Here is a 14434-nt window from a genome sequence, read left to right as displayed (position 1 = left end):
TCCGTTATAAGATTGACTTCAGTTCCCTGGTCAACGGTGCGAGGACGCCGCGCTTCGGCATGCTCTCCGGTCGAGGTGGTTCGCAGTTACGCGCTCGCCTTTCCACGGGCTGCATTCACCGCGTTGCGGCCGGTCTCGTGCAGCCGATCCACGGCTTCAGATCCGATGTCACTAAGTTCGGCCTTTAGCGTGTCGGAAGCCTCTCGTGCGCTGTGCGAGACGGCTCCGGCACGCGCCTTCAGGTCCTCTTTGACGCGGTCACTGACTTCACCGACCCATTCATTTTCGAGATCCGACGCCGTGAACGCACTTGCGATGGCAACCCCGACCGCCAAACCTATGACGCCGAGCACCAGCGGCTGTCTCTCGAGCAGATCGGAAAGGGAGGATTGGACTTTCGCCATGGTCTCCTTCGGGGGAAGCGCCTCGGTCGCTTTGCTGAAACTCTCTCGCGCGTAAGTGATCCCTTCTCCCAACCGATCTTTGATCGCGTTTGCGGCGCCGGATGTAGCCTCTGAAGCCGCGCTCGTGGCCTCGCGCAACCTATGGCCGCCAGGCTGCAATTCGTGGTCGATTTCCGGAGCGGTCGGCGGACTGTTCGTGATTTTGGTCTCGCTCGACCGCAGATTGGCACCAATATCGGCGAGCGGTGCGGGTGCCGCGCTCGTCGAAGCTGCCGCGTTCTTCAACCTCTCGTCACCAATCAAGAGCCATAACGCGCCGCCGCCGATCAGCGCGGCAGAAAGCGGATTTTCGCGAACCGCTTCCTTCAGATTGTCCAGAAAATTACTCATCGCACCATGTCCTTCACGGTGACCTTGTCCTTCTCGAGCTGACGCATCGTTTTACGAGGCGCCAAGTTGCGCGCGTCCAGCCGGTTCCAGCCAACGGCAAACAACACGCCGGCAACCGCGGCGGCGACGACCGCGGAGACAAGGTATGAAATCGGCTGCGACCAGCCGGATTCCATCAAGGCGGCCGAGAGCGCAAACAGGGCCATGACGAGCGCTGGGATAACAAGGACAGCGGCCGCTGCTAACCAGCCAACTGCCCAAGCGACTTGCTGGACCTTCTCGCCGAGCTCGGCCCTGGCGAGATCGACCTCGTTCTGGAAAAGCTTGGCGAACTGCGAAAGCGCATCGCCGAGGAGATTTGAGATCGTCCCAAGATCGGATTGGGTGCTCATCGCGCGTCCTCCTCTTGCGAGGATGTGGTGTGTTTCCCCGAAGCTTTAAAAAAACGCAATGCGGCGAAGCCGGCGAGCACCGACAGTCCCAGAAAAGCAGCCGGCTGCCGCTTCGCGAAGTCGGAGGCCCCGTCAACGAGATCGCGGAAGGTCCCGTTGCGAATCTTCTCGGCAGTGTCTTCCACGTAGTCAGCGCCGGAATTGATGCCGCGCGCGGCAAACGGCGCGTCGTTGTCGAAGGCATGGGCGGCTTGCCGAATGTTGCCAGCAAGCCGGGCTATGAAGTCCGCTCCGGAGCGCTGCCGCTCCTCGGCCTTGTCCTGTAAGCGATCCGCGGCTCCCTCCGCCACCTCCGTGGCAGCGTCGGAGGCCTCCTTGAATTTGTCGCGCGCGACATCCGTTGACGCCCGCAGCGCATCGCCCGCGCGTTGCCTGACATCGGCGCCTGCATCAGCGATTTGGTCCCGCAGGCTTTGGGAAGACGGCGAGTCGGGCGGCCGAGAAGCGGCTTGCCGGATATCAAATTCGCTCATGAGGGTTTCTCTTCGGTTTGAGAAGGATTGAACGCCGCGGACACGATGTCGTCGGCTGCTTCCTTCAATCTTTCGGACACATCCCGCGTCATGTGGCTGGCGGATTTGCCGAGATCGGCCTGGGACACGCTCTTTGCGGCGGCATCGGCTGCCGACAGCACCGCATCCTTGGCCGCCTCGAATCCGGATTGGACGGCCTTGCCAGCCGCGCGCTTCACGCCCCCACTCGCCTTGCCGATGGCGGCGGCCTCCGCCGGGGTGGCGGGAAGGGAAGCCGCAATGATCGCGCCGATCGCAACTCCCAGGCCGGCGATCAGGGCGGCATTGTCACCGATCATCTGCCGGGCGGTTTCCGGGGCCGCAGTAGCCTTGTCGCGTATGGTCGAACCAACCTGCTCGATTTTGGCTTTCGCGGTTTCCGAGGCGGCATCCAGGCCCGCCTTCACTCTGTCGGTGGTCCGCGCCGCCCGGTCAGTCAGGTCGTCGGCCATTCCGGCCGCCCAAGATTGAGCCTCGCTTATCCTGTCAGTGGCCCGGCGCCCTGTCTGGGAGGCCGCGTCAACCGCATCCTCGCCGAACGATTGAACGCGTTCGGCGGCCTCACCTGCCATTTCCTTGACCTTTTCCACCGCCGGAGCGGCCGCGTCCGCTACGCGGGCGCGCATCGACTTCGAAGTCAGGGCAAGGCCTGCGCCCATCATCAGGAGAGGAAGCGGAAATCCCCGTGCCAGCCGCAAGGCTGGCACCGCAACCGCGGTCCCGGCCGCGATCGCCTGCATCGGATTTTCCATGATCTGCTGCTTGAGCGCATCAAGCCAACTGTGGGTTTGGCGGCTGACGAACTCGGAGACCTCCGACTTGATCCCTTGCGGGGAGACTTTGTAGCGCAGGTCTTCTGCCGTGTCGGTGATCTGCTCTCTCAGCCGATCGACCGTCGCCGCGAGCTGGGCCCGGTTAAGCTCGGACTCGCGTCTCAGTTCCTCAACGGATCGTGTCATGGCCGTCACCGCCTTTATCGTTTGTTTGAAAGCGAACTCCCGCTCTGGTGAATCGTTCCTCCGCGGGCCTGGCGGTTGGGGAACGCGCTCGCCCGCGATGACCTTGGGGAGCTCGGCGGTATCGCGTATCGAGTCCCGGTGAACAGCAGCGTGAAGATGTGGTCACGCGACGGGGTCGAAAACGGCCAGCAGGATCTTGCCGACGAAAAGTTCCTGGAAAGACGGCCAGCCAGGAACGCATCACTCCGCCACCCTGTCGGTTCCGGTCTGCGACCGCACCGCTCCATCCCCTGATGGTGTTAAACAAACGCCCGAAAAAGGATCCGCCCAGCCAGTGTCTAAGCGGCCGGCATCGAACGGCTTGTTCTGATTTGTTTGGAAACAGTGAACCAAAAAGCGAATACAGAGCGCTGCTTCATGAACCATAGTTTCAGGCCGGCCAGCACGGCGACGATCAGTCCCATGATGACGCCGACGCTGCAAAGGATGCCACCTCGCGCACCATCTGGGCGCCCATGTTCACTCCGCGGCTTCCTCGATGCGATCTGAATCCACCATTTTCTGCTCCTCATTCGATAACCGGAACGGAGGGCGGATGTTCCGAGCTCGGCAAGCAATTCGAGGAAACGGCCATTCGTTCCTCAAAGCCAGCCGCGATTGCGGCCTTCATTTATCAACCCACCAACCACGCGCGACCGCGCATGAACCGGCGCGCGCCCGGATGTACACGCAGCGTTCACTGCATACTAAGAGAAACCCCGAGCGTCTGCGCCTTCGCGGCTGTGGCTGCTGGTGTGCGCTTTAGTTGTTTTGCGATTTTCGTGACGCCGGCTTTTTGCTTAGCCAGTGATTTTAGTTCTCTCACGTCAGAGAGAGGCCATTCACGGCGAACAGCTGTTTTCTTCTTGGCCAACTTACGCTCCTAAAATTGTTCGTGACGTCCCTGCGGCGATCAGTTCACACCCCACTGATATCATCGGGCACTTCGCCGAACGCCTTCAGCACCACAGCGTCGGTGAATTTGTTGGATTGCGGCTGATCACTCCAACGGCTGGTCGTCATCAGTCGAGGCTTCCTGTCTCGGCGAAACGATATTGCCGTCTTCTGACGCGGCTTGATCGTTATGCATGGCAATCGCATCCGCCGCCGACAACATTGTTTCCCGTAGCTTGTCTGAATTTCGTAAAGTTGGCGCGTAGGCTCGGGCTTGCTCAACAGCCGGCGCACGCAATCACCTAGCGAGGCTTGCACAATCGTTTAGGGAGCCGCGCCGTCTTGCGCACTTATGCGTTCGCCTTTGAGCGAAGGCCACTTCATCAGCTTCGCAGCGGCGTCGTAGTCGATAGCGTTCATTGCCGTGCACCTCTACTTGAGTCTCACGCCTGGATCACCATTAATCAAGCACCAGTAATCAATTGGCTATTCGTGACGGGCTACGGGTGGCCTCGGCGGTGCCTCATCAATCACGGCGCATTTCGGCTAACTCGTGTATTCTCAACTTATCGCCTGCGCCTTCGATTTACCTCGACATCGATCGGGAGAAGGCTCAGGCGTTGGGTCTGAGCATCAGCGATGTCTTCACCACGTTGCAGGCTACGTTCGGTAGTTATTTTATCAATAATTTCAATCTCTCCGGGCGAACATGGCAGGTTAATCTACAGGCGATAGCGGAGGACCGCCGCGATATTTCCGATCTCAATGACATCTTTATCCGTAACAAAAACGGCACAGTAGTCCCTTTGCAGTCCATCGCATCGGTGCGAACCATTGTTGGGCCGCAGGTGAACATTCGGGGCTGCAGCAGTTCTGGGATGGCGCCTTCGCCGGTGAACGTGAGTACGCCAGTCTTCTTTGGCATGATCGCTGCCACATGCGTCGGCATTTTTCTCATTCCAATAGGCCTCATGGCGTTCTTCCTGGAATCCACCTTTCTGAGTGTTCTGTTGTTCGATCGACGATTGGTCCCAACCTGGGTGCACTTCTTTGCAGCCCTTATGGTCGCGTTTGGAACGCTGCTCTCGTCGTTCTGGATTCTGTCGACGAATTCCTGGATTTCATGGGCCATCATTGGCGAGAGCACGTCGGCGGTTGCATTGGTTATGCCGGGCGATCTGTGAGCCTGGCGTGTCGGTATCGAGGCTTGCGCTCGAACATGGGGTCAATGCGAACCTTCTTCGGAAGTGAATAAAGAAACGCACGGAGACCCAGTCCCTTCCACCGTCCTCATCACCGGCGTTTACCCCGGTTCAGATTGAAAGCACGTCCGATCGGGCCTTGCTGCGGCAGAGCAGCATGCGATGGATTTGCCGGGAGCTTGCGATGGAGTGCGTGGGTCGGCATCGAAAAGGGCTGCGCCTTTTTCCTCTCCAGCGAAGGTGAGCGCGTCACTGCCGAACGGCGTGAAGTTGACGCTGGAGTGCGGTGATGTGGATGCATTGACGGCGATCATCGGAGCGCTGGGTCATGTTCAGGCGGCGGGAAAGAAGCGCGGCCGCAAGGCCTTGCCGGAAAACCTGTCGCGAGCGCGTCGAGTATGACCTTGCCGACGACGAGAAGGCTTTTCCTTGCTGCCGTCACCAGATGCATCGCACCGGATGAGGCCGTCAGGGCGGTTAAGGAGGTGCTTGAAACCGTGGGAGATACCTGTCCGGGGTGCTGATTCTGCCGCCAAAAGGGAACCCCGGACCGGTTGGCCGATTGAGTCACCGTCTATTGTAGGGGAGTTCGCGAGATGGCGCCGCGGGCAAATTGGAAGGGCTTTCTGAAGCTGTCGTTGGTGACCTGTCCGGTGGCGCTTTTTCCGGCGACGTCGGAGACCGAAAAGGTCACTTTCAACCAAATCAACAAGCAGACCGGCCATCGCATCAAGTACACCAAGGTCGACGCCGAGACCGGTGACGAGGTGGCCTCCGAAGACATCATCAAGGGCTACAAGGTCGACATCGACACCTACGTCACCGTCGACAAGGACGAGCTCGAGAACCTCGCACTCGAAAGCACCCGGACCATCGACATCGACGAATTCGTTCCGCGGTCCGAAATCGATGAGCTTTACCTGGTGCGGCCTTATTACATCGTGCCGGACGGCAAGGTCGGCCACGACGCCTACGCGGTCATCCGCGAAACCATTCGGACGATGGACAAGGTCGCGATCGCACGCGTCGTCCTGACCAACCGCGAGCACATCATCGCGCTCGAGGCGCGGGGGAAGGGCCTCGTCGGCATGCTTTTGCGATACCCCTACGAGATTCGCGACGAGAACGAATACTTCGACGACATCCAGGACGTGAAGGTCACGAAGGAAATGCTCGACCTGGCCAGGCACATCGTGGAGACCAAGTCCGCCGATTTCGAACCCGAAAAGTTCGAGGACCGCTACGAAAACGCGCTCGTCGAACTGCTGAACCAGAAGCGCAAGGGCGAGCCTGTCCGCACGGCGGTCAAATCGCGCGATACCGGCAACGTCATCAATCTGATGGACGCGCTTCGCAAGAGCCTCACGACCGAAGGCAAGACATCCACGCCTTCGGCAACGAAGAAGCAATCCAAGAAACCTCCCTCCGGCCAGCGCGAGATGCTGATGGCCATCCCCGGCAAGGGCGAAGGCAAGAAGGCCGCCGCCAAAGAGCCGAAGAAATCGCGCCCGGCACGCGCCCGCAAGGCCGGATAAACCGACAGGAAGAAGTCCACATGAGCATCGATGACCGCCACCGTGACAAGAAAAACGGCGCGATCAGCCGGAAGCACGGCAACACGCTCGTCGGAACGTTGCGGAAGATCTACGGTCCGAATTTCGCCACGGGCGAGCCGGATTCCGCAAAGCTTGAGGACGTATTGGCGAAGCTGCACGAGACGTCCCTGACCCAGCTTGTCGAGGACCAGGCCGGTAGCAATCTCGAAGGCAAGGTCCGGCAAGCCGCACTGGACTGACCGATGCTGCCTGCTGTCGCCGAATCCGAACCAGAAATGTCGCTGCAAGAACCGAAATGTCGTCGGAGGACCGCGAAGCCCTTCGGAAGGCCGTCAGGTCTCTCGAACATCCAAGTCTCGCCGCCAGGCTCACCAACATCGTCGGCAAAGCCCGTCGAGCTGATCGGCTACGCGCTGCCTTCCTTTGCATCCAATGCGATCACATCGGCGACTTCCAAGGGACTTGAGGGGGCGCTCAGCGTGGCGCTGCGAACGCTGCCGCGATCATCGCGGCCCGGTTCGCAGTTGCTGCATCGGGCGCTCGCCACGGCGTCGGGTGCTGCGGGCGGGACGTTCGGGCTGGCGGCGCTTCCCGTCGAATTGCCGGTGTCCACCGTCATCATGCTGCGGTCGATCGCAGACATCGCACAGAGCGAAGGTGAGAACCTGTCGGATCCGGAGACAGCGCTCTCGTGCGTGGAGGTCTTTGCGCTCGGCGGTCGAGTCGGATCGGCCGACGCATCGGAGAGCGGGTACTTCGCCGTCCGCGGCATGCTCGCCAAGGCGGTCACGGAAGCCGCACGCTTTGTCGCCGAGCGAGGCGTCATCAAGGAGGGCGCGCCCATCCTTCTGAAATTCGTCACCCAGGTCGCTGCGCGATTCGGACTTGTCGTCACACAGAAGGTCGAGCGCAGGCCCTCCCGGTGGTCGGCGCGCTCGGTGGTGGCGCGGTGAACTACGCCTTCATCGATCATTTCCAGGATGTCGCGCGCGGCCACTTCACGGTCCGTCGGCTCGAACGACTATATGGCAAGGAAAAAATCCGTTCCGAATATGACCTGATCGCCAAGGAGCCTTGAAAGAGAGGCATGGATCGGCAGATTTGCAGCCGTCAGCCTCGCCCGATCCGGCGGCATGACATCGGCCGGCCCGCGCTTCAATTCCCCAGCACGTGCCGCCCCGACCGTCTGACTCGGCAACCTTGCAAGTCGCCTGAGACCATCCATATACCATCCACACAGATGGTCTATGGATGGGAAATATGCCAACAAATGTCCACGAACTGAGGCCGAATCTTCCGGAAACCGAGAAGATCACCATCAATCTTGGCTATGTCGACTTGGGCCACGTCGATCTCATGGTGCAGGACGGATTTTATTCGAACCGCACGGATTTCATCCGAACGGCCATCCGCAATCAGCTCGAACGCCACGCAGACGTGGTCAAGCAGTCCACGGCCCGCAAAGGCCTTGACCTCGGTCTGCGGAACTACACCCGCGCGGATCTCGAAGCGGCGCAACAAGCCGGCGAGATGCTGCACATCAACGTCCTCGGCCTTGCCAGCATCGCGCAGGATGTCACGACCGATCTTGCCCGCGCCACCATTGCCTCGGTTTCCGTGCTTGGAGCCCTGCATGCCACTCCCGCGGTCAAGGCCGCTCTTGCCGACAGGACGAGGTGAACGATGCTGAACCAAGACACACTCCGCGAAGCCACGCGGTTGACCCGGGCCGGGCAACTGACCGAAGCAACGGCGCTGCTGCAGAGGATGTTCCGTGGCGAGCGCGCGCCTGCGGCGCAATCGGCCGCTCCATGGCGCATCCGTCTGCCGGACCGCACGCCGCCCACCATCGATCTCGAGGCCAACGACGTCGGCGAGATCGACCGCCGCGCGTCCGAGGCACCGACCGCCACGCCACGCCGGCACCGGCCGTTGTTCGACCGCGCCAAGGACGGCACATGGCTCGGTCTGCGGGGCGTCAAGCACGCGCCTACTATAATGACCGACATCGTGCCGGAAGGAGCCAAGTTCATCGAAGGCACCTACAGCAATCCGGCCGGAAGCCGAAGCTACAAGCTCTTCGTCCCCACCGGCTATCGGGGGCAACCGCTTCCGCTGATCGTCATGCTTCACGGCTGCACCCAGTCGCCTGACGATTTCGCCCTCGGCACCAGAATGAACTTCATCGCGGAGGAACAGACCTGCCTCGTGGTCTATCCGGCGCAACGTAGCGACGCCAACCCGTCGAAATGCTGGAACTGGTTCCGTAGCGCCGACCAGCAGCGCGATGCGGGCGAACCCTCGCTGATCGCCGGCATCACTCGCCAGGTCATGCAGGACTATTCTGTGGATCCCACGCGCGTCTATGTCGCCGGCCTTTCGGCCGGAGGCGCCGCTGCGGCCATCATGGGCACCACTTACGGCGATCTGTACGCCGCGGTCGGAATCCATTCCGGCCTCGCTTACGGAGCCGCCAGCGACATGCCCTCGGCGTTCGCCGCCATGCGTCACGGGAGCGGTGCCGGTCGCCACGGTGTCCCGCGCGGGCCGACGGTCCCATCCATCATCTTCCACGGCGATCGCGACAGCACCGTCCATCCCGACAACGGCACTCAGGCCCTCGAACAAGCTATTGGCGCGACCAGGACGCAGACCAAGGTACACCGCGGGCAAATACCCGGCGGACACGGCTATACGCGCACGACGCACGCCGATGGCGAACGTGACATCCTCGAGCATTGGAATATCCATGGAGCCGGCCACGCCTGGTCGGGAGGCAGCTCCGCGGGCTCCTACACGGATCCGCAGGGGCCGGACGCAACGAAGGAAATGCTCCGCTTCTTTCTCGAGAATCCGCGCCCTCCGCAGCCCCAAGGTCATCGGGATGCCGGCCAGTGAACGCTTACCGTCTAGGCTTTAATGGCCATCGACGCGGGCAGGAGGCGGCGGAGCTGGATGCGGCCGGTGCTGCGCTGGGCGCGCTAGGAATGTTGGCCTTCGCGCTTGTCTTCTTTATCGTCGTCATATGTGGACGCCCCCTATGGCAAGGGCTTTTTGTCGGGATGGGTGTGATCGGTTGCTTTCATATGTCCGGCCTGTTTATGCGGCGCTGTGATTGCCGCTGGCCTTGATGGAAATCCGCCGGTGAGGTCCCTTATCAAGATGCCGCGCTTATGAAGCGCATTGAATCACACGGGTTGGTCTCACCATTGGCTCGATCGTTACACATCATCGACTGCCGTTACCAATTAGGGTTGCCTGGGGCCTGTGCTCAGGCTGTCAGTTCATAGGGCCGATAGGCTTCCTTTCGCGTCAGTACGACCCATGCGATCCGGGCGAGCTTATTGGCCAGCGCAACGGAGACGAGCCTGAACGGCTTCTTCTCCATGAGCTTTCTGATCCAATTAGCCATGGGCGTTGGCTTGTCCTTTGTGTGGGATCACGGCGGTGGCGCCGACGACGAGCAAGCGGCGCAAGTATCGGTCTCCCTGCTTGGAGATACCGCCGAGCCGGGTCTTGCCGCCGGTGGAATGCTGCTGCGGCGTTAGACCGAGCCAGGCGGCGAACTGTCTGCCCGAGCGAAACTGATCGGGATCGGTGACGGTGGCAGCAAGAGCCGTGGCCGTGATCACGCCGAGGCCGGGGATCCCGGCGAGTCGGCGACTGGTCTCGCTCTCGGTGTGCCAGGCCCTGAGTTGCTGATCCAGCACCGCGATCTCATCGTTGAGCACCATGATATGGCGGACAAGAATCCCCAAAGAAGTGCGAGCATAGGCTGGCAAAGTGTTTTCGTCGGACAGTGCCTGTTCAGCCAGCTTCGCCAGATTGGCGATGCCGGGATTTGCGACAAGGCCGAGTTCGGCCAGATGCGCGCGCAAGGCATTGGCGATCATGGTGCGTTGGCGCACCAGCAAGGCTCTGGCGCGATGGGTCATGAGAACGCTCTGCTGCTCGACCGTTTTTACCGGCACAAACCGCATCGTCGGGCGCTGTACGGCTTCGCAGATCGCTTCGGCATCGAGTGCATCGCTCTTGCCGCGCTTGACGTAGGCCTTCACGTAAGACGGTGGAATGAGCCGAACCTCGTGCCCCATGGTGGTGAGGGTGCGCGCCCAGTAATGCGCCGTTCCGCACGCCTCCACTCCTATAAGACAGGGCGGAAGTTTCGAGAAGAACAGCAGCATCTGTTTGCGGTGCAGACGCTTTACCAAAATCGTCGCGCCGTTCTCATCAACGCCGTGCGCTTGAAACACGCTCTTCGCCAAATCCAGCCCAATCGTCGTAATCGTCATCGTAAACGCTCCTCTTCCTGCTTCGGTGTCCGGTCAACACCATAGAGGCTGCCGCGGGTGCGGGGGCGTCCACATCATCAAGATCGGAATGATCCCCGAAGCAAGAGAAGTTCGCCTTTCGAGGAAAGATCGCAATGTGCTTGAGGCGTGTGAGAGCGGCGGTGCAAAATTAGTCCACGGTAGCGGCGGGATGGTCCCGCTTCGGGCGGCGTAAAAGCCGGCCACCTATTTTCCTTCTGCGACGCATGCAGGGGGATGGGGATCTATACCGTGGAATTATATCTGAAGGTTCGTCTGGCCTGTTCTGAAGGAATGAGCCGGCGTCAGGCTGCAAAGCATTTCAACATATCGCGCGATAGCGTGGCCAAGATGATGTCGTATTCGACGCCGCCGGGCTATCAGCGTCAGTCACCGATCCGGCGGCCTAAGCTGGATGCGTTTGTTTCGAGGATCGATCACTGCGGAAGGCGCACTTCTTCGTGTTGGATCTGCCGCATAGCGACGGCTGCTATGTACGGGCCTATCCGGCGGCAGTGTCGGAGGCCTGGGTCGATGGCCACATCCATGCGTTCGCCTTCTTCGGGGCCGTGCCGCAGTCGATCGTCTACGACAACGACCGGTGCCTTGTGGCAAAGATCCTGGCTGACGGCACGCGCAAGCGGGCGACGCTGTTCAGCGGGTTTCTGTCCCACTACCTGATCCGGGACCGCTATGGCCGTCCGGGGAAAGGCAACGACAAGGGGAACGTTGAGGGGCTTGTTGGCTATGCCCGTCGCAACTTCATGGTGCCTATCCCGCAGTTTGCGACATGGGATGCGTTCAACACCTGGCTGGAGGAGCAACGCCGCAATCGTCAGCGCGACAGGCTGCGGGGCGAGAACGAGACGATCGGAGAACGGCTGCAGCGCGATCTGGCGGTCATGCGTTCCTTGCCGCCGTCGCCTTTCGACGCGTGTGACCAGACCTGCGCACGTGTCACGGCGCAGTCGTTGGTGCGCTACAAGACCAACGATTATTCGGTCCCGGTCGCCTGGGGTCATCAGGACGTTTGGGTCAGGGGCTATGTCGACGAAGTGGTTACTGACACCGACGCGCCCGGCGCAAAAGTCGCCGCGACGATCTCCCGCTTCAGCGCCTCCGGCCACGAATGGATACGCCGCCGCCCAGTCGCAGTTATGCCCATAACCGACCTTGTGGACCTCACAACCCCACCAATCACATCAGGCTCGGCGAAATGCAGCGAGAAAGGAAGGCGGTACTCGGCGGAGGGATACGCCGGGGGCTGTGTAGGCGAAGGACAGCGAACGTTCTTGGTTGCATGTTGCGTCACTCTCGCAGTGAACGGAACTGCACGGCACATAAAGGTCACACGATCACTCCCGTGCCATTGATATTGTTAATTAATTTGCTGAATACTTGGAGCCTCATAACCTGAAGGTCATAGGTTCAAATCCTATCCCCGCAACCAGTACCCCCCTAGACTCTAGGGGATCGGCCGCCGCCCTCTCAGAAATCCTGAGCAGGGCGGCGAGTTGGCCGTAAATCTCGATCTCCACGGGCTTGTATGGTCCGCGTGGATGAATAACGACTTTCTCCACAATTTCGCGAATCGCCTCATGGGCCGCCGCACGGCTGTCCTCGTCGGACTCGGCCAGAGCCCTTTTCAGGTGCCGAACCTTGTCACGGTAGGCGTTCGCCGCGTTCGGATGGAATTCGACGGCCGGCGGGGCCAGCGCGGCGATCTCTGCCTCGATCTCATCGCGCTCCGCCTCCAGGGCCGCCAAGCGGTCGCGCAGGGCGCGACTTGGCGCTTCAGCCAACAGAACATCCACCGCCTTTGAAATCGCGCCGTTGACGTTCCCAAGCCGCTTTTCGAGGTCGCGGTGGCGGTGTGCCGTAGAGCTGTGCAATTCGCGGGACATTCGATGATATTCACGGACGTATTCTGCGATCAGTTCCGGCGCAGCCAGGTTTTCCTCTATCCCTTTCAACACCAGCGCTTCGATCTTCTCGCGCGGCACGGTTCGCCGGTTTTCACAAAGGCCGGTTTCCTTCATACGCGTACAGACTAGGAGGGAGCCGCGCTTGTCGTTACCGCCGACGATGTAGCCTGACCCGCAGCACCCACACTTAACCAGTCCGGAAAGCAGATGTTTCGGCCGGGTAGCATAGGCCCCTTTCGGGCCTCCGCGATCCTCTCGCCGTTTGCGGACCCTGACCCAGGTATCGGCATCGATGATACGCAGGTGTTCCGCGTCGGCGCTCATCCACTGCTCCCGCGGATTTTCGCGGCTGATGCGCTTGCCGGTCTCCGGGTCTTTGATGAATGTCTGTCGGTTCCAAACGATCCGGCCAACGTACAGTTCGTTCTGCAGAATGCCATTCAAGCGCTTGCGGCTGCCAGCGATGGTCGAAGCATTCCACACGCCACCGCGCGGCCCCGGTACACCTTTCTTGTTCAGGGCGGCGGCGATGTCTCGTGGTGATCTTGCGTCCAGGTAGTCGGCGAAGATCTGGCGGACGGTCGCCGCCTCTGCTTCATCAATTTCAAGCTCTCCGCGCTTTCCCGGTATCGGGCGATAACCGTAACTGCGCCCTCCGTTGTGGCGCCCATCGCGAATAACGCCGGCCTGTCCTCGTCGCGTTTTCTGGGCGAGGTCCTTGAGATAAAGCGAGCCGAGCAGGCCCTTCACACCGATATGAATGTCACCCGCGATGCCGTCCTGGGCGGTACGGATTTCAATGCCGGCGAAGCGGAGCCGCTTATGAATGCCAGCCAAGTCTTCCTGATCGCGGGAAATGCGATCCAGTGCTTCAGCAACAAGAACGTCAAACTTGCCGGCTTTGGCGTCACGCATGAGGCGCTGCCAGCCCAGCCGGTTCAACGTACTTGCGCCGGAAATGGCGCGGTCATCGTAGACGGCGACGACGATCAATCCTTCCCGTTCGCAAATGGCGCGGCAGAGTGCGACCTGATCCTCAATGGACCGGTCGGTTTGTTTGTCTGAGCTAAACCTTGCGTAGATCGCAGCTTTCATTGTCGCTCATCGCGTCTGATAGGCGGTGGTGTTGATTATAATCCGCGATAGCCGCTGCGCGCGCAAGGACGCGAACCAGCCTTAGCATCGCCTCGCTGGGGCTGCTTTCGGCTGCCACCGCCGCGACACGCGTCATCGCTTCGTCGTCCCCACACTGGATTGGTGAGGGCCGAAGCTCGATGCGGCAAAGCTTATCCCGTCCGCGACCAGCCAAGCTGATCACTCCCATCAAAGCACAGTCGCACGCGTTCCCGACCATGGCCCTTGTCAGCGCCATGGCATGCACCCTGCTTTCACGGGCGCATCCGCTCGGAAACACGCCGCGGAATGTTCAGCGGCTATGGCTTGGGAAAATGCTGCTCTGGCGGGCTGGGTCGGCTTTTAGAAGCTTTTACTGGCCTGGGATGAGGTGATTTACACCGAGTGGCCGAGAATGATTTTAATGCGCTTCTGGATGCCCAAGCAATCGAACTCTATCGCAAGAGGCCTCTACTTTCAAGATCACCCATTAAAAAGCAGATGTCCGTAGCCGACCCGCAGGCTAAAAACGCGAGCATTCAGAGTCTCAGCACTGGCTCAGGCTGTGGTGAACCTCCGTTCCTTCGATCGATCCACTTGCACACCGTTGGCTGGGGGTCTCAGCGCGGGGGCAACCGGCCCCTTCCCTTAGGGCCGGTTTGCACCACGCGCAGCGCA

General features: G+C 60.7%; 12 protein-coding genes and 5 pseudogenes. 9 read left to right on the top strand and 8 right to left on the bottom strand.

The window, feature by feature from the left end:
* Positions 1 to 86 precede the first annotated feature (86 nt).
* From NHAM_RS19885 to NHAM_RS27690, 6 genes are all read right to left on the bottom strand, one after another.
* A complete protein-coding gene (locus tag NHAM_RS19885) occupies positions 87 to 794 on the bottom strand; it encodes a hypothetical protein (protein WP_011512209.1) in 708 nt (235 codons plus the stop codon).
* Positions 791 to 1186 carry a phage holin family protein gene (locus NHAM_RS19880; RefSeq protein WP_011512208.1) on the bottom strand — a complete coding sequence of 132 codons (396 nt, stop codon included), beginning with the start codon at positions 1184 to 1186 and terminating at the stop codon, positions 791 to 793. The genes NHAM_RS19885 and NHAM_RS19880 overlap by 4 nt, the downstream gene beginning before the upstream one ends.
* Entirely contained in the window at positions 1183 to 1719 is a 537-nt protein-coding gene (locus NHAM_RS19875; RefSeq protein WP_011512207.1) for a hypothetical protein, read from the bottom strand. The genes NHAM_RS19880 and NHAM_RS19875 overlap by 4 nt, the downstream gene beginning before the upstream one ends.
* The gene (locus NHAM_RS19870) at positions 1716 to 2717 is read right to left on the bottom strand and encodes a hypothetical protein (protein ID WP_011512206.1); all 1002 of its coding nucleotides are present in this window, start codon (positions 2715 to 2717) and stop codon (positions 1716 to 1718) included. Before NHAM_RS19870 ends, NHAM_RS19875 begins: the two co-directional genes overlap by 4 nt.
* 338 nt (positions 2718 to 3055) lie before the next feature.
* Positions 3056 to 3181, bottom strand: coding sequence for a hypothetical protein (locus tag NHAM_RS28945; RefSeq protein WP_283805355.1), 126 nt, complete (start codon positions 3179 to 3181; stop codon positions 3056 to 3058).
* 272 nt (positions 3182 to 3453) lie between these two features.
* On the bottom strand, positions 3454 to 3630 hold the full coding sequence (locus NHAM_RS27690; RefSeq protein ID WP_011512204.1) for a hypothetical protein: 177 nt from the start codon (positions 3628 to 3630) through the stop codon (positions 3454 to 3456).
* A gap of 563 nt (positions 3631 to 4193) precedes the next feature.
* On the opposite strand from NHAM_RS27690, the pseudogene NHAM_RS29390 reads away from it, so the two are divergent.
* The 8 genes and pseudogenes from NHAM_RS29390 to NHAM_RS19835 all read left to right on the top strand — a co-directional run.
* Positions 4194 to 4543, top strand: a pseudogene (locus NHAM_RS29390) (efflux RND transporter permease subunit); the annotation flags it as partial.
* Positions 4529 to 4834, top strand: a complete 306-nt coding sequence (locus NHAM_RS29385) for a cytochrome ubiquinol oxidase subunit I (protein WP_430707710.1) — start codon at positions 4529 to 4531, stop codon at positions 4832 to 4834. The pseudogene NHAM_RS29390 and the gene NHAM_RS29385, both read left to right, overlap by 15 nt.
* Positions 4761 to 5188, top strand: a pseudogene (locus tag NHAM_RS29380) (transposase); the annotation flags it as partial. The gene NHAM_RS29385 and the pseudogene NHAM_RS29380, both read left to right, overlap by 74 nt.
* Before the next feature lie 260 nt (positions 5189 to 5448).
* Positions 5449 to 6387: a Ku protein gene (locus NHAM_RS19855; RefSeq protein ID WP_011512203.1), complete on the top strand. Its 939-nt coding sequence runs from the start codon at positions 5449 to 5451 to the stop codon at positions 6385 to 6387.
* Positions 6388 to 6407: 20 nt separating this feature from the next.
* A complete protein-coding gene (locus tag NHAM_RS19850; protein ID WP_011512202.1) occupies positions 6408 to 6647 on the top strand; it encodes a hypothetical protein in 240 nt (79 codons plus the stop codon).
* Positions 6648 to 6703: 56 nt separating this feature from the next.
* Positions 6704 to 7486, top strand: a pseudogene (locus NHAM_RS29375) (EcsC family protein).
* Positions 7487 to 7668: 182 nt separating this feature from the next.
* Complete coding sequence (locus NHAM_RS19840; protein ID WP_041359286.1) at positions 7669 to 8088, top strand: CopG family transcriptional regulator; 420 nt, start codon at positions 7669 to 7671, stop codon at positions 8086 to 8088.
* A gap of 3 nt (positions 8089 to 8091) precedes the next feature.
* Positions 8092 to 9306, top strand: coding sequence for an extracellular catalytic domain type 1 short-chain-length polyhydroxyalkanoate depolymerase (locus NHAM_RS19835; RefSeq protein WP_011512200.1), 1215 nt, complete (start codon positions 8092 to 8094; stop codon positions 9304 to 9306).
* A gap of 373 nt (positions 9307 to 9679) precedes the next feature.
* Here NHAM_RS19835 and NHAM_RS19825 read toward each other — a convergent pair.
* Positions 9680 to 10700: pseudogene (locus NHAM_RS19825) on the bottom strand (IS110 family transposase).
* Positions 10701 to 10970: 270 nt separating this feature from the next.
* Between NHAM_RS19825 and NHAM_RS19820 the strand changes: the two are divergent.
* Positions 10971 to 11779: pseudogene (locus tag NHAM_RS19820) on the top strand (Mu transposase domain-containing protein); the annotation flags it as partial.
* Between the two features lie 345 nt (positions 11780 to 12124).
* Here NHAM_RS19820 and NHAM_RS19815 read toward each other — a convergent pair.
* Positions 12125 to 13738 carry a recombinase family protein gene (locus NHAM_RS19815; protein ID WP_011512199.1) on the bottom strand — a complete coding sequence of 538 codons (1614 nt, stop codon included), beginning with the start codon at positions 13736 to 13738 and terminating at the stop codon, positions 12125 to 12127.
* Positions 13739 to 14434 lie beyond the last annotated feature (696 nt).

The organism is Nitrobacter hamburgensis X14, from assembly GCF_000013885.1.
Lineage (GTDB): Bacteria > Pseudomonadota > Alphaproteobacteria > Rhizobiales > Xanthobacteraceae > Nitrobacter > Nitrobacter hamburgensis.
This window is presented reverse-complemented; position numbering and strand designations above follow the sequence as displayed.

Excerpts from the sequence above, each read along its gene's own strand:
- NHAM_RS19870 (WP_011512206.1), bottom strand. The coding sequence starts at position 2,717 with ATGACACGATCCGTTGAGGAACTGAGACGCGAGTCCGAGCTTAACCGG.
- NHAM_RS19875 (WP_011512207.1), bottom strand. The coding sequence starts at position 1,719 with ATGAGCGAATTTGATATCCGGCAAGCCGCTTCTCGGCCGCCCGACTCG.
- NHAM_RS19835 (WP_011512200.1), top strand. The coding sequence starts at position 8,092 with ATGCTGAACCAAGACACACTCCGCGAAGCCACGCGGTTGACCCGGGCC.
- NHAM_RS19850 (WP_011512202.1), top strand. The coding sequence starts at position 6,408 with ATGAGCATCGATGACCGCCACCGTGACAAGAAAAACGGCGCGATCAGC.
- NHAM_RS19815 (WP_011512199.1), bottom strand. The coding sequence starts at position 13,738 with ATGAAAGCTGCGATCTACGCAAGGTTTAGCTCAGACAAACAAACCGAC.
- NHAM_RS19855 (WP_011512203.1), top strand. The coding sequence starts at position 5,449 with ATGGCGCCGCGGGCAAATTGGAAGGGCTTTCTGAAGCTGTCGTTGGTG.
- NHAM_RS19885 (WP_011512209.1), bottom strand. The coding sequence starts at position 794 with ATGAGTAATTTTCTGGACAATCTGAAGGAAGCGGTTCGCGAAAATCCG.
- NHAM_RS19880 (WP_011512208.1), bottom strand. The coding sequence starts at position 1,186 with ATGAGCACCCAATCCGATCTTGGGACGATCTCAAATCTCCTCGGCGAT.
- NHAM_RS28945 (WP_283805355.1), bottom strand. The coding sequence starts at position 3,181 with ATGGGACTGATCGTCGCCGTGCTGGCCGGCCTGAAACTATGGTTCATG.
- NHAM_RS29385 (WP_430707710.1), top strand. The coding sequence starts at position 4,529 with ATGGCGCCTTCGCCGGTGAACGTGAGTACGCCAGTCTTCTTTGGCATG.
- NHAM_RS19840 (WP_041359286.1), top strand. The coding sequence starts at position 7,669 with ATGCCAACAAATGTCCACGAACTGAGGCCGAATCTTCCGGAAACCGAG.